General features: G+C 42.1%; 11 protein-coding genes. 9 read left to right on the top strand and 2 right to left on the bottom strand.

Annotated features, from left to right (window positions below):
- Window positions 1–214 precede the first annotated feature (214 nt).
- The 6 genes from V7K30_RS15740 (at window position 215) to V7K30_RS15715 (ending at window position 6,853) form a co-directional block, all read left to right on the top strand.
- Window positions 215–1,531, top strand: a complete 1,317-nt coding sequence (locus V7K30_RS15740; protein ID WP_335000704.1) for an amino acid permease — start codon at window positions 215–217, stop codon at window positions 1,529–1,531.
- 71 nt (window positions 1,532–1,602) lie between these two features.
- Window positions 1,603–2,148 carry an RNA 2'-phosphotransferase gene (locus tag V7K30_RS15735; protein ID WP_335000702.1) on the top strand — a complete coding sequence of 182 codons (546 nt, stop codon included), beginning with the start codon at window positions 1,603–1,605 and terminating at the stop codon, window positions 2,146–2,148.
- A 414-nt stretch (window positions 2,149–2,562) separates the two neighbouring features.
- Complete coding sequence (locus V7K30_RS15730; protein ID WP_335000700.1) at window positions 2,563–3,069, top strand: hypothetical protein; 507 nt, start codon at window positions 2,563–2,565, stop codon at window positions 3,067–3,069.
- 5 nt (window positions 3,070–3,074) lie between these two features.
- A complete protein-coding gene (locus V7K30_RS15725; RefSeq protein WP_335000698.1) occupies window positions 3,075–3,365 on the top strand; it encodes a hypothetical protein in 291 nt (96 codons plus the stop codon).
- A gap of 54 nt (window positions 3,366–3,419) precedes the next feature.
- A complete protein-coding gene (locus tag V7K30_RS15720; protein WP_335000696.1) occupies window positions 3,420–5,801 on the top strand; it encodes a CHASE2 domain-containing protein in 2,382 nt (793 codons plus the stop codon).
- A 227-nt stretch (window positions 5,802–6,028) separates the two neighbouring features.
- Window positions 6,029–6,853 carry a DUF928 domain-containing protein gene (locus tag V7K30_RS15715; protein WP_335000694.1) on the top strand — a complete coding sequence of 275 codons (825 nt, stop codon included), beginning with the start codon at window positions 6,029–6,031 and terminating at the stop codon, window positions 6,851–6,853.
- A 555-nt stretch (window positions 6,854–7,408) separates the two neighbouring features.
- Here V7K30_RS15715 and V7K30_RS15710 read toward each other — a convergent pair.
- Window positions 7,409–8,560 (bottom strand): DUF1822 family protein, encoded by a 1,152-nt coding sequence (locus V7K30_RS15710; protein WP_335000692.1) that lies wholly within the window; start codon window positions 8,558–8,560, stop codon window positions 7,409–7,411.
- 81 nt (window positions 8,561–8,641) lie between these two features.
- Window positions 8,642–9,832: a sigma-70 family RNA polymerase sigma factor gene (locus V7K30_RS15705; RefSeq protein ID WP_335000690.1), complete on the bottom strand. Its 1,191-nt coding sequence runs from the start codon at window positions 9,830–9,832 to the stop codon at window positions 8,642–8,644.
- 339 nt (window positions 9,833–10,171) lie between these two features.
- On the opposite strand from V7K30_RS15705, the gene V7K30_RS15700 reads away from it, so the two are divergent.
- From V7K30_RS15700 to V7K30_RS15690, 3 genes are all read left to right on the top strand, one after another.
- Window positions 10,172–10,516: a hypothetical protein gene (locus V7K30_RS15700; protein ID WP_335000688.1), complete on the top strand. Its 345-nt coding sequence runs from the start codon at window positions 10,172–10,174 to the stop codon at window positions 10,514–10,516.
- Between the two features lie 129 nt (window positions 10,517–10,645).
- Window positions 10,646–12,865: a peptidase domain-containing ABC transporter gene (locus tag V7K30_RS15695; RefSeq protein ID WP_335000686.1), complete on the top strand. Its 2,220-nt coding sequence runs from the start codon at window positions 10,646–10,648 to the stop codon at window positions 12,863–12,865.
- Window positions 12,866–12,928: 63 nt separating this feature from the next.
- Window positions 12,929–14,434 carry an HlyD family efflux transporter periplasmic adaptor subunit gene (locus V7K30_RS15690; protein WP_335000684.1) on the top strand — a complete coding sequence of 502 codons (1,506 nt, stop codon included), beginning with the start codon at window positions 12,929–12,931 and terminating at the stop codon, window positions 14,432–14,434.
- Window positions 14,435–14,894: the final 460 nt, after the last annotated feature.

The raw sequence follows: 14,894 nt of genomic DNA, 5'->3' as shown, positions 1-14,894 counted from the left end.
CTTCAATATCCTTCAGTATTTCACTCATCTTTTTATGTCAAAAACTTATCATAATGTTCTTCTACCACAGAATATTACTATTTTGGAGATGTCTAATGAAGTAGCGATCGCTTATTTACCACGAAAATTTTGCTGAAAGAGCAGGAACATCAGGGTTTTTGTGAAGAATATTTACATATGTTAATATTGCTTGGTTTAGGTACGGATATTCAGTATGGTTCCTATAAAGACTGATCTCCAAGATTTAGAGCAAGTCACTCGGTTGTTTTCTCATCTCGAATTTGATGGAAAAAAGCTCAATCATCAACCGGGTAGCGTATTGGGAAGTACTGCATTGATTGCGGGAACCACCGTTGGAGCAGGGATTCTCGCCTTACCAGCCGTTACCCTACCGTCTGGGATTGTGCCATCCACATCTGGACTGATTGCTGTTTGGATCTACGCTTTAGTTTCCGGGTTACTGGTTGCAGATGTTACCTTAAACACGATGCGAACAGAAGGGCGTGCGAGTATAGGTTTTTTGGGAGTTGTTGAGAAGATCCTTGGTAAGCTGGGAGCGCGAATTGCAGGCGGTGCATATTTATTCATGCACTATGCTCTTTTGGTGGCATACATCACCGAAGGTGGAGAGATTTTAGGATCTGCGGCGGCAAAAGTCTGGGGTGTGCAGATATTGCCTACGTGGGTGGGCACAACGACTTTCACGCTCTTATTTGGTGGCATTATGTATCTTGGGCGAGAAAAGTTTATTGAGAAATTAAACAGCGCCTTTGTCGGAATTGTCATCGTTTCCTTCTTGGGATTATTGTTTCTGGGAGGAAGGCACATTCAGAGCGCCCAACTGTTATTTCAGGACTGGAGTGCCCTTGGTAGTGCCATTTCAGTGATGTCTGTGGCGCTGTTTTTCCAAAACGTTGTGCCCCTAGTTGTGACGCAACTCGAAGGGGATGCCCGCAAAATTCGTCAGTCCATCTTTATTGGTTCTGTGATTCCTCTAATTATGTTCTTGGCGTGGAATGCCGTAATTTTAGGAAGCGTCAGTCCCGATATGCTACATGGTACATCTGACGATAGAACTGTTTTTGATCCACTGCAAATTCTCCGAGCAGGTGGTGCGGGGGAATGGTTAGGAGTGCTAGTATCCATTTTTTCAGAGTTTGCGATCGCTACATCATTCATTGGATTTGTCTACGGGTTGCTGGATTTGTTCAAAGATATTTTCCTACTTGCACAGGGCGAACTTTCTAGCCGCCTCCCCCTCTATTCGTTGGTTCTTTTCCCTCCTATGACTTTCGGAACGCTCAATCCCAGCATCTTTTTTACTGCCCTAGATTACACTGGAACGTTCAGTATCTCAGTTCTAGGTGGAATTATTCCGGCGTTAATGAGTTGGAAGCAACGTCAAGAACAAGAAAACTCAGATAGCATAAATCAACCACTCGTTCCTGGTGGGAAGGTGACGCTCATTGTGATGATTGGAGTGGCATTAGCCATGATGGGAAGACAAATTTTGTCAATTTACACCCACTAAAACCATCAATAACAACTTTAATGTAATATATGAGTATATAATTGTAGTATAAATATGCCAATCACAATCAAATGAGTGATTCTCGCCTCGTCAAAATCAGCAAATATCTCAGCAAATATCTGCGACACACACCAGATGCAATTGGAATTAAACTTGCTCTCAATGGTTGGGTTGCTATTGATGAATTACTTACCGCTTGTGCTAAAAACAAGTTTCCGATTACCCGTCAGGAATTAGAGGCGGTAGTTGAATCCAATGAGAAACAACGCTTTTCTTTTGATTCTACAGGTAATCTGATTCGAGCTAACCAAGGACATAGTGTAAAAGTCGATTTACAATTAGAACCTGTTGTGCCGCCAGATGAGCTTTATCACGGCACGGGACGCAAATCTGTAGAGTCAATTCTCCAGACAGGACTTTGCAAAATGTCACGACATCATGTCCATTTATCGAAGGATATTGCAACAGCACAAACTGTTGGTGCAAGACATGGAAAAGCTGTGGTTTTTGCTGTATATGCTGCGGCAATGCATCAGGCGGGTTACATCTTCTATTGTTCTGCTAATGGTGTTTGGTTAGTGGATCATATACCACCTGAGTATCTACAAAAAATTTGAATTTTAATAGCTTGTTAAGTTTTATTTAGAAATCCGAAAAAAGGAACTGTTGTATTGTTTTGAGTATTTGATAGCATTGGATCTACCCGCAGCTTCTGCCAGTATTTGTGTTTGGCGCGATCGCTCTTAACTAAATATACCAAAAGGCAATCTGCTTGACTTAGAGCGCACTCTAAGTTCTAAAGTAGACATATCGCTTTTAAGGGTATTTTGGGATGGAAACAGGACTAACCATTCAGGAGGTTGCAAAGCTGACGGGATAAGCGTACATACCCGGCGTTACTACGAGCGCAAGAACTTGCTACGCTCGCTATCTTCAGGGGTTTAACAAACTCACTGCACCGAAACGAAGCCCACTTTGCCATTTACATATTCAAAAAAGATATTCAAAAAAGGTTGGGAGGATGAGTTTGTATGAAATTTAAGTCAGTTTCCGTAGGTATTGGCTTAAGCATTCTCAGTTTTTCAGTCAGTTCATTCCCACGTCCTGTATTCAATTCACCACGAGTCCTTGCCCAAGAAGTTAGCTCTTTATGCCCTCTGCCATCTGATATTGCCGTTACCTTTCTAAATTCTAAATGCCAGGAAGTCAAACTAGAGCAGCCTCAGACTTTTTATCGCTACTATAGTAGCAGTGAGAACAGATATGGCAGGTATTTAACAACTGATAAATATAAAACAAATGTAGAAGTAATTACGAATCTAGCTCTCAATCAATCATGGGGCAATAAAGCCACAATGATCCAACCAGTTACTTTGCCAGCAGGAACGACAGTTTATCAAGGCATTGTCGCCCCTCAAACCCCCACACAATGCTATCCTGGTGGTGGTCAACAGACCTTTATTAAAGATACAAGAGATCCAAATATTAAGTGGTCTGAGGGACAAAATATCGTTTTAAAAGATTTTTGTTGTCCGTAAAACTTATGGAAACCAAGACAGAAGAATTTATCAAGTTGCTCGATAAAGCTCTTGAGATTGCCAAACAGATCCGTAGAGACAAACAACCTGAATTTAGACACCCAGAGGGTTTAAATAATCTGATCAGTGCCCTCCAATCTATTAGAGGTAAGACCTTGATTGGTCAACTTGAACCATCAGGAGGAATCTCAACCCTTGGGCTGGCTCGTGAAGTGGCTGATTGGATTGAGCCGTTAAATTCGCCATTATTAAAAACTGTAGGCGCAATAGAGGAATATTACCAAAAACACCTCTAGAACCTACAGGTTTGTCAAGTATAGATACAACTCAGCATCTGTGGAGAACTAGCTGTGGGCAAATTGGTCATCTTAAAGTTAGGGGAGGGAAACTTTGAACAAGGTTTTCCCGTGACCCTACAGATTGGCGATGAAAATGTCCGCCCTAGTGTGGAAATCACGGGTGCGCTTCCCCCCAACCCAGAAATTCCCCGCGATTATTACCGTTGGCAATCTATTTATCGTAATTTAAGGTTGCCATCTCGCCCTATTGGTTTACCTAAGGAACTTAACCAAGTTTCCAGCCTAGAAGACTGCCAGCAGGTGACTGAGGAGTTTAAAGTCCGTTTTAATGCTTGGCTTGCTTCCGATTCCTTTCGTCCTATCCGCGAGAAATGGTTGGAAAAACTCATGCTTGCGGATAATATCCGGGTGCTTTTACAAACTAAGGACTTTCGATTACAAAAACTCCCCTGGCATCTTTGGGATTTGCTAGAACGCTATCCCCAGGCGGAAATAGCTCTGAGCGCTCCCGCCTACGAACAAGTCAACCGAATAGCAACCACATCCGACAAAGTAAAAATCTTAGCGATTTTGGGTAACAGCCAAGGAATTGATACCAAAGCAGATCAGGCGCTGCTTAATTTGTTACCCAATGCAGACATTACTTTTTTAGTTGAACCACAATGCCAAGACCTTACTGACCAGCTATGGGAGCAGCATTGGCAGATTTTATTTTTCGCTGGACACAGTTCTACTCAGGAAACGAATGAAACAGGAAAAATCTCCATCAATCAAACTGAAAGTCTCACAATTAGCCAGTTAAAGTATGCCCTGAGAAAGGCAGTGGAACGAGGTCTACAACTGGCGATTTTCAATTCCTGTGATGGCTTGGGATTGGCACGGGAGTTTGCAGATTTGCATATTCCCCAAATCATCGTGATGCGAGAGCCTGTACCCGATCGGGTGGCACAGCAGTTTTTAAAGTATTTTTTGGAAGGCTTCGCGCGGGGAAACTCGCTGTATTTAGCTGTGAGGGAGGCACGAGAAAGGTTACAGGGGCTAGAAAATCAATTTCCCTGCGCTACATGGTTGCCTGTCATCTGTCAAAATCCTGCGGAGATGCCGTTGAATTGGGGGGAATTGTCTAGAAATGCACCTAATATTCCAACATCTTTGGCTAAAATCACCCCTGTTAAAAGAATCACAAATCGGCTTGGCTTCTCATTGCTCCTACTGATCAGCATGGGAATGACTGGAATATTAACGGGGGTAAGGTATTTGGGTGTGCTGCAACCATTAGAGCTAAGTGCGTTTGACCAACTGTTACGCTTGCGGACTGCTGAGAAACCAGACTCACGCCTACTGATTGTCACTGTGACTGAAGAAGATGTGCAAGCGCAAAAACAGGAAAAACCTCAAGGTTCCTTGTCAGACAAATCACTTGCCCAACTGTTAGAAAAATTACAGACATATCAACCACAAGTTATTGGTTTGGATATATACCGAGATTATCCAGTTGATAAGGATTATCCAGCATTGGCAGAACGAATGCGAAAAAGCGATCGCTTTGTGGCGGTGTGTCAACTCAGCGATTCCCAAGCAGGAAAACCAGGTGTGAAACCACCACCAGAAGTTTCTCCAGAGGGTCTAGGTTTTAGCGATATTGCCATAGATTCAGATAATGTAGTGCGTCGCCATCTGTTAGCGTTAACTCCCTCACCCTCATCTCCTTGTACTGCCTCCTATGCCCTGAGTGTTCAGCTTGCATTGCGTTACTTGTACGCGAAAGGAATTCAGTTGCAATTTACCCCAGATGGTGCATGGCAATTAGGGAAGGTGACATTTAAACCAATAGAAGCTCATGCCGGAGGTTATCAAGGGATTAACGCTTTTGGACATCAAATTTTGTTAAATTATCGTTCCTCTGGTTCCCCAGAAGCGATCGCACCACATGTTACCTTACAGCAAGTGCTAACGGGTAAGCTAAATGCCAATGCAGTCAAAGGCAAAATAGTCATTATTGGCACAACAGCAGAAACTTTTGGTGATTACTGGTTAACTCCCTACACCACTCCTCAAGGGAAATTACAGCCAATACCAGGAGTATTTTTACAAGCTCAGATGGTCAGTCAACTGCTCAGTGCTGTTTTGGACGGACAACCTCTGTTATGGACTTGGCCACTTTGGGGTGAAGTAATTTGGGTTTGGGGCTGGTCTTTTTTAGGCGGTTTGCTTACTGCTTATCTGCACCGATTCACTTACTTAAGCTTGGCAGGAGGGATAGCTATTACGAGTTTATATGGTAGCTGTTTTATATTTTTAATTGCATATAGTTGTTGGGTTCCCCTCATTCCTGCTATGTTGGCTTTAGGAGGTAATAGTTTAGTAGCTATAATTTACTTAAACATAAAATTTAAAGTTAATAACAACGGCAATTTAAAATATGAAAGCTAAAGTTAACAATTCAAAATTCTTCGCGCAGCGTCTCGTAGAGAAGAGAGTTTCAGTCCGGGATTTAAACCCCGATGTTACTGAGCAAAGTCTGAGTCACCGAAACTCACAGCTACGTGTTGTTGTTGCGGGTTTTAAACCCTTCAACGATAAGTTTTCAAAAGCATTACTGTATAAGTTTTGCATAATCATAAATCCATAATCAAAAATTATATAACTCCTAATTCTCTATGAAAAGCTATTGGCAAAAAATACAATTTATCGCTATATTCGGGATAGCTTTGTTGGGAATTCTCGGCTATTACCCAATGTTTGGGGTTACACCAGTTACTGCTATTCCTATTACATTTTCGCCTCCTCCACCTCCTCCAGACAGGGGTGCAACAGGCGATCGCGGAGGAGCTGCAAGTCGTGGTTGTGGTGTTGGTAATCAGTCTGTGATTGCCCTTGTACCTGTATACAAAGAGACACTCAAACAAGGACAAACAGAAGCAGTTTCTGTTACTAAAGTTTGGGGCTTGACGACTGAGGAATATCCAACTTTTTGGTTTTTTTTCCCCTATAAAAAATCTGCGATTAATTCCATTGAGTTTGTTCTCAAAGATGAGTCAAGTAAACTAGGTCAAACTCTTTACCGAACAACAGTAACAATACCAGAAGTACCAGGAATTATTAGCATTCCCTTAAGTGCAACTACTCCCCCATTGCAAGTAGACAAGATGTATCACTGGTTTTTCAAGATGAAAATCATTTGCAATCCGCAACAACCTCCAGAACGGGAGTATGTGGAAGGATGGGTGCAACGGGTTAATCTAAATCCTAAATTAGTAGATGGCCCGAAGCAAGCAACTCCTCAGCAACGGGTAAAGCTCTATGCTGAGAATGGTATTTGGTACGATGCCTTGACAACTCTGGCTGAATTACGTCTAGCCAAACCTCAAGATCCAACTCTCGCGGTGGAGTGGGTGAATTTGCTTAAGTCCGTAGATTTAGAGAATTTAGCTAAACAACCTCTTCTCAAATGTTGTCAAGCTAATCCAAAGCAGCAAAAATAACTAAGTAAGTCGACGCAAATATTTCAAGCTATGTTAAGAAATTTAAATGTAGGGTGTGTTATACCATTTCACGAAAACCTTGATACATATAAATTTCTCGTAGGGGCATGGCATTGCCCATTGGTGTCAACTTAACGTAAAAACCAGTCTAGACAAAACTTTGATAGATTCCCTCGTTCCCAGTCTCTGACTGGGAATGCCTATAGGGCGCTGCCGCCTCAAGACTAGCGGCAGAGCCGCTTTTAACTTGCATTTCCAGCCAGAGGCTGGAAACGAGGTTTTAAAGGGGTTTAGGCTTAAGTTGACACCAATGGGCATTGCCATGTCCTTACCAACGTATTTGTATCATTTCATTATTAAAGTGAAATGGTATTAGGACGGTGAGTACGGCACCACCAACAATCCAAGGTGCGTTACACTTCGCTAACACACCCTACCTTGACTTTATATTTGTTTACATACATTGATTTTTTATTGCCGACTTACTTAGTACAGCTTGGCGCAAGTTTGCCTACTTTTGACAAGTTGCTCAAGTCCCAAGATTTTACCCTACATTTAAAACCGTAAAATCTCTCGGTCATAGTCTTCAGGTGCGGGTTCTATTTCCCAAACCAATCCTTCTCCTAGTTCCAAAATTACTTCCAAATACAACATATCTACAGAAGTTGCTGCCGTATCTTCATTATTCTCAAAAGCTTGTAAGTCTTCCGTTAGTAGTCGCAGCTTAAACCCAGCAGGAATTTGCTCACCAAGAGTTGTACTTCGCAATTCAAAGCGCCAAACATAATCCTCAGAAGCGCTTTTTGGGAAAATACGTAACTCGTATGTATCCTCCGCAACTATTATTTGCCGAGACAAGCCTAGAAATGTTTCTGCACTCCGCATTCCCGCAGCCGCCACGACGAATTGTCTTTTTTCCCATCCCCACTGTTGAGCTAAATTGGCTACTCCTGTCTGCAACCATTGCGGAATTGACCACTGGATGGGTAAACTCTGACGCAGTTCATACAATTTCTTTCGCCAACCGCTATGTGCCAGCAGTGCGCCCCACAGTGAAAATGGAACTGCCAAACGCGGGAATTTCACATCAGGATGACCCAACCTTTCTAAGAGGTTTTCTGCCTGAGTTTTGGCAATAGGAGCTAAAGGTGCAATCTCGGCGCGTAAGGCTTCTGGATCATTAAGTTGGCGTGTAACCCACAGCACATTGATATTTTGAATTAAATCTTCACTTTCCAAGCTGTAAGTACGATCTCCGGCATCATAAACCCCGTTTGTTTTCAGAATTTGATGGGTTGTGTAGCCAAAAATTTTCATCCAGCCATCATCGGGATTAACCTGTACTGCTATGTAGTAGTCAGCAACCCACTCTGGTATATCTACCCATTCCTGCGGTACGCGCAACTCATCCCCATCCATAGCAAGGGTGGGAATTAATACAAGGCGATCGCTATCAAAAGTAATGGCTGTGCCATTGACTACTTCCCAAAAACTCGGCAATGCCGCACTGTTGGGATAAACTCTGGCGGTGGGGGCAATTTCCTCTTTGAACCAAGGCAAAAAAGCTTGCAAGCAAATTTGATTTATCCACCCACGTTGACAAGCACCAGCTGTTGAGTATGATTGTTCTTGCTCCTCTGGAGATTGGGGAATTTCTAAGTATAACTGCTGTGAGTCAATAGTGAATGGGGGAGGTGCGTTCAACATAAATAATTTTGAATGGCTCCATATAAAGACCATATTAAAGAGTTAAGAAACACGGAGGAGACAAAATTCTTTCTTGTCTACTCATTGGATCTGGGTATGGCTATATTGGACTTTGAGCCATTCCTCTAAGCTTGTGTTTATGGCATCTATTACGTCGGATTTAGGGGAAATATGCAAGGTGTTTTGACTCCACTCCGTTAGAGTCAGCAGCAATAACTTTTTAATGCTGCTAAGGCGACGAGAAACAGTATATTGCTTAATTTCTAACTGTGCAGCAATTTCTGTTTGAGTAAGCTTCTGACCGTAGTAAACTTGTATTAGTTGTTGTGACTTTGTATCCAAAGCAGCGATCGCTTGGTGTAAAACTTGATTTAACTGAGCTTGCTGATTTCGGATATTCGCAGCTTCTTCCTGCTCAATAATTTCCGTTAGTAAAGATGTTGGCAAATCCGCAGGCAATATGTCTAATAAATTACCATCACCTTCTTCTTTGAGGGGAGCGTCTGTGGAAACAACCTTAGGATAGAGGAAGGTACGAGCAGCTTTAGTAGAAGATAATAACCAGGTTTCTATGGTTTGCTGGTTAACTGCGGCAGTGGGTGAACTCAATCGGCTTAAACGTTCTGCATTATAAAGATTAGTAATCGCCTCCCAAGTCACAGCATCTGGTTTGGTAAGCTGGCGAATTTTTGCGTTGTCACCTGTGTAGAGTTCTTTAAAGCATTCCCAGGCTAAAACATAACTCTCGATGCTTTGAGTGTTAAAGCCTATATTTTGTAATGACTGCACCAATCGTTTCCGGCTGAGTTTATGCAATAAAGCCCAGTCTGAGCAAATCTCTATTTCCCGACGTAAGCGCACTACATCCTTGAGACTCCATTCAAAAGCTAATTCTGCATAGCCTTTTAAATGCGAACTGCATTGAGGATTGAAAGTTTTGAGGATTTTGGCAAGATGAGCGATCGCCATCTGAAAACAGTCTGCTAGAGACGATTGTGTGGCAAACTTGAGGGCGAATTTTCTTGCAGTCCAATAGCACACCTCTTGTAAGTAAGCAGAAAGATGTGCCAGTGCCACAGCACTAGATTCAGTCTGCCAAACTCTATACCAGTAAAGTGCCCAAAAGGTATCTGATTTCTCAGTTGACGATCCTTCCAGGCAAACTTTCATACTGCGTCGCAGTTTGGCATCTGTTGCCCAACCACTAAATTGGTCTACATCAAATTGCACAAACGTAGAAAAGATTTCAACAATGCCCTGTCGGGGTTGCATGGAATACTTGCCGCTGTTTGAACCATAGCTGATTTCAATTATACAGCCATATAGCCAAAAGCTAATTCCTTGCTGCGTAAGGATTTTACAGATTTTTCAAAAAATTTCTGAGCTAAGTGCATAAAAACTAAAAGTCATCGTAGAGAGTGATATGCAGAGAAGTTCATTTAGTAAGTATCACGAAAAAGATGCAAATTTGGGGACTAGCTGAATCATTCGATGATTTCCTCAAGAACAAAACTTCGATGCTTGTAGCTGCAAATTCATCCCGCAAACATGCAACTTCTTAAAACTTACCTCATTCTCTCTGCATGACCTAATTAAAAAAGGAGAAAAACCATGTTAAATAATCAAAACTACTTACAAGATTTGGGTTTGCTTGAAGAACTTGACGAACAATCTGCTGAAACAATTAATGGCGGCTACGAGGTGTTTACCATTAGAAACAAAACTGGATACAACATTAACTTTTTCTTGGATAATACGTCATTTACACAATCACCAAATGATGCAAATGTATATACCGCCTCTAGCGGAGGAATCATTGAATTTGACACTGATGGTCGAAATGACTACAAACAATTCCAAAAATACGATTTGGCCAATGGAGGAGTATATGAGTTTCAAGACAACAAAAACACTCCTGGCAATCCATATGATATCGATCTCTATAGCGTAGCCTAAGCGCAATGACCTTTTACTGCGTCAGCCAAGCAGTCAAAAGTTGAATATGACAAACTAAATGCTCAATCAAGTCGGGTCATTTGACCCGACTGTATTTTTTCACCCACTATTAATTAATTGCACCTGAAAATGAAATACCAAATAGTCCTCCAACACACTGAAGAAGACTGCGGTGCAGCGTCCCTAGCAACCATTGTCAAACACTACGGACGCACATTTACCCTCAACCGCGTCCGGGAAGCCGTAGGCACTGGTTCCAGAGGAACATCTCTGCTGGGATTAAGTCGGGGTGCAGAAGTACTCGGATTCAATACCCGTCAAGTTAAAGCCAGTCCCCAATTAATCGACCAATTACACCAAATATCCCTACCAGTCATTATCCACTGGAAAGGCTACCACTGGGTAGTTTTATATGGACAAAAAGGTAAAAAATATGTCATCGCTGACCCTGGTGTTGGTATCCGTTATCTTAGCCGTCAGGAGTTAGTTGCAGGTTGGGGTAATGGTGTGATGTTACTGCTAACTCCTGATGAAAGCCGCTTTTATCAACAAGAATCAGATAAAATTGGCGGTCTGGGAAGATACCTGCAACGGGTTTGGCCTTATCGCTCTATTCTCGCTCAAGCGATCGCTATTAACATCGCCATTGGACTGCTTTCTTTAGCATCTCCCTTCATGATGCAACTCCTCACCGATGATGTGTTAGTCCGAGGAGATACCCAACTACTAACCACTGTGGCAATTGGGGTGATTGCCATGAACTTAATTAGAAGTGCCATTAGTTTAGTTCAATCTCACCTCATCGGTCATTTTGGTCAAAGATTGCAATTAGGACTAATCCTAGAATACGGACGCAAACTCTTACATTTACCTCTCTCCTACTTTGAAGGACGACGCAGTGGAGAAGTTGTTAGCCGCATTGCTGATGTCAACGCCATCCATAACTTAGTTTCCCAAATCGTCCTCGGATTACCCAGCCAATTTTTTATCGCTGTAATTTCCTTGGCTTTTATGCTCTTTTACAGTTGGGAACTAACTCTAGCTTCAATAGTTGCATTTATTATTGTTACGGCTGTTAACTTGCTTTTCTTACCAGCAATGCGCCAGAAAACGCGCAATATGATTGTTTCTGGTACGGAAAACCAAGGCTTTTTGGTGGAAACATTTCGCGGCGTTCAAGTATTAAAAACTACCCAAGCTACTCCCCAAGCTTGGGAAGAATACCAAGGGAATTATGGTCGTCTTGCCAACTTAGGCTGGAGTGTGATGAAGCTGGGACTTTATAGTAGTACAGTTACTGGCATTCTTTCCACTTTCATTAGTATCGGCATCCTCTGGATAGGTAGCTATTTAGTCATTAATCGCACCTTAACAATCGGTCAATTGATCGCATATAACGGCATGAGTGCCAATTTTCTTGGCTTCCTAAGTGCTGCGATCGCCTTAGTAGATCAGTTTATCACTGCCCAGATAGTCATTCAACGCCTGACAGAAGTTATTGATGCTACCCCAGAAGATGAAAATGATTTTAAAAAGCCTTGGGTAGAAATTCCTGGTAATGTAGATATTACCTGCACTGAACTTAACTTTCATCACGCAGGTAGGGTTGACTTACTACAAGATTTTTCTTTAACTATTCCTGGCGGTCAAGTCATTGCTTTAATTGGTAAATCTGGCTGTGGTAAAAGTAGCCTTGCTAAAGTGATGACTGGCTTATATAAACTTCAGTCTGGCAATATTCGTTATGGTTTTTATAATCAGCAAGACCTGTCTTTAGAATGTCTGCGACAACAAGTGGTATTAGTCCCACAAGAACCCCACTTCTGGAGTCGTTCTATTATTGATAACTTCCACTTTAGCTATCCCCATATTAGTTTTGAAGAAATTGTCAGAGCTTGTCAAATTGCTGGTGCAGATGAATTTATTAGCAAACTACCCGATAAATATCAAACTGTCTTAGGAGAATTTGGTGCAAATCTTTCCGGTGGACAACGCCAAAGATTAGCCATAGCTAGAGCAATAGTTACTGAGCCACCGATCTTAATTTTAGATGAATCCACGGGCGCACTCGACCCTGTAAGTGAAACACAAGTTCTAGATAGACTTTTATCCCATCGTCATGATAAAACGACTATTCTAATTAGTCACCGTCCCAAGGTCATCAGGCGGGCAGATTGGATTGTATTTTTAGAACAAGGACACTTAAAAATTCAAGGTACACCAGAAGAATTGCGGAAATTACCCGGTGAACATTTAGACTTCCTAGATAATATTGTCCCGTGTCAGGATGTGTTGGCGCTGACAGCTTCCCTGGCTCATCGTAACGGCAAGACTGCTGTCATTAATTAAGATAGCAATCCTAAATCAGTTGTAAAAATCTCTGTTTTCTCTGCGGTTTATTTAGATGGCATTATGGTTAGCAACACAAATTTTTTACCCCCAATTCAAACAAACGAATTTCTCCCACCAATTAGTCGTTGGACAAGCTTTGGCGGAATGTTTATGCTCTGCGTTTTAGGACTAGCTGTTCCAGTCGCTGCTGTTACTAAATATAAAGTCACCGTCCAAGGACAGGCGGTTGTGCGTCCGGCGGGTGAATTGCGAATTGTGCAAGCGGCGACTGAAGGTCAGGTAATGCACATTTATGTCAAAGAAAATCAAGTTGTCAAAAAAGGAGATGCGATCGCATCTATCGATGACTCCCGTCTGCAAACCAAAAAGAGCCAATTGCAAACTAGTATTCAACAATCTAAGTTACAACTAGTGCAAATGAATGCTCAGATTAATGCCCTCAACAGCCAGATTCGAGCCGAAACTGACCGCCTCTACCGAATTATTACTGGTGCCCAAGCCGAATTGAGCGGTCGCCGTCGAGAATATCGAGATAAAAATCTTACCACTGTTTCCGAATTCCAAGAAGCTGATGCCAACGTCAGAATTGCTGAGAAAGAATTGCACGCTGGGGAAGCACAGTTAAAAACAGCACAAGCAAATCTCCATGCGACTGAAGCTGCCTTGGGTGTAGCCCAGTCAAAACAGAACCGATATGAGAGTGTAGCCGCCCAAGGAGCGCTATCTAAGGATCAATTGGAAGAAGCAGAATTAGCTGCCAAACAGCAAGAGCAAGCGGTAAAGGCGCAAGAAGCAGCAGTGGAGGTGCAAAAACAGACAATTGAACGGTTACAACAAGCTATATCTGCTGCTATTTCTAGAAGACAACGCGCCCATGTTGCCGTAAATCCAAGTAATACAGAAGTAACTGTTGCTACTGAGCGGATCGCTCAAGAAAAAGCCGCCGGGTTAAGTAACAAAGCAACATTAGAAAAAGAACGCCAAGACCTAGTTAAGCAACGAATTGAAATTGAAAAACAGCTAGAGCGTGATACTAGCGAACTCAAACAAGCGGAAATAGATTTAGCTCAAACCACGATCGCAGCTACCGCCGATGGTATAATATCTCAACTCAATTTGCGAAACCCAGGTCAAAGTGTGCGGGCTGGCGAAGAACTAGTGCAAATTGTCCCCACTGATGCGCCTCAAGTTTTGAAAGCTGCGGTGGCATCTGAAGCGCAAAGTAAGTTAAAAATTGGTCAAAAAGTCCAAATGCGGGTAAGTGCTTGTCCTTACCCAGATTATGGTACTCTCAATGGTAAAGTGCAGGCGATTTCTCCAGATGCAATCGCACCTCAAAATAATCAAACAAATGCATCTATGTCTAATGCGACTACTAATCCAAAAGCTGCTGCGCCTGGTGCTTTCTATGAAGTGACTATTGAACCGGAAACTCTGGTTTTAGGTAAAGGTAAAAACCAGTGTCACATTCAATTGGGCATGGAGGGTAGGGTTGATATTATTTCCCGTGAAGAAACGGTGCTGCAATTCTTTCTCCGTAAGGCGAGGTTGATGAGTGATTTGTAACTTTTTCTTTTGGGAAGCATTACTTAAACTTTAAGTTTTTAAAACTTTCCTCTCATCGAATTAAAATATCTGCTGAAATTAATTGTAGAAAAATTTATCAGGACGGCTAGCTGAAAACCCTTAAAGATGTGGCTTGAAGAAGTGGTGTAATTGATTGCATATTCACAGGTAGGAAATGAACAAGCGAGGCTGGTTATGATATGGCAATCTGTGCAGATAAGAATTGGCGCTCAGGTTTTTTAGGAGTTTTTAGCATTATTGGAGTGCTTGCTCATGTCATATTTTGTTCCGAAAATCACGCCTTAGCTCAGATTACCCCTGATGGAACATTGGGCGCTAATTCTTCAAAAGTCACTCCCAATGTCAATAGACCCATCCAAAATATAATCAAAGCACAAAAAAATGGTAGAAAGTAAAATTAGCAGTCTACCACTCTGATTTAAAATGTGTATTGTCTTCG

Origin of the sequence: Nostoc sp. (assembly GCF_036917655.1) — a bacterium.
Taxonomy (GTDB): Bacteria; Cyanobacteriota; Cyanobacteriia; order Cyanobacteriales; family Nostocaceae; genus Nostoc.
This window is presented reverse-complemented; position numbering and strand designations above follow the sequence as displayed.

Excerpts from the sequence above, each read along its gene's own strand:
- V7K30_RS15715 (WP_335000694.1), top strand. The coding sequence starts at position 6,029 with ATGAAAAGCTATTGGCAAAAAATACAATTTATCGCTATATTCGGGATA.
- V7K30_RS15725 (WP_335000698.1), top strand. The coding sequence starts at position 3,075 with ATGGAAACCAAGACAGAAGAATTTATCAAGTTGCTCGATAAAGCTCTT.
- V7K30_RS15735 (WP_335000702.1), top strand. The coding sequence starts at position 1,603 with ATGAGTGATTCTCGCCTCGTCAAAATCAGCAAATATCTCAGCAAATAT.
- V7K30_RS15705 (WP_335000690.1), bottom strand. The coding sequence starts at position 9,832 with ATGCAACCCCGACAGGGCATTGTTGAAATCTTTTCTACGTTTGTGCAA.
- V7K30_RS15690 (WP_335000684.1), top strand. The coding sequence starts at position 12,929 with ATGGTTAGCAACACAAATTTTTTACCCCCAATTCAAACAAACGAATTT.
- V7K30_RS15740 (WP_335000704.1), top strand. The coding sequence starts at position 215 with ATGGTTCCTATAAAGACTGATCTCCAAGATTTAGAGCAAGTCACTCGG.
- V7K30_RS15695 (WP_335000686.1), top strand. The coding sequence starts at position 10,646 with ATGAAATACCAAATAGTCCTCCAACACACTGAAGAAGACTGCGGTGCA.
- V7K30_RS15700 (WP_335000688.1), top strand. The coding sequence starts at position 10,172 with ATGTTAAATAATCAAAACTACTTACAAGATTTGGGTTTGCTTGAAGAA.
- V7K30_RS15710 (WP_335000692.1), bottom strand. The coding sequence starts at position 8,560 with ATGTTGAACGCACCTCCCCCATTCACTATTGACTCACAGCAGTTATAC.
- V7K30_RS15730 (WP_335000700.1), top strand. The coding sequence starts at position 2,563 with ATGAAATTTAAGTCAGTTTCCGTAGGTATTGGCTTAAGCATTCTCAGT.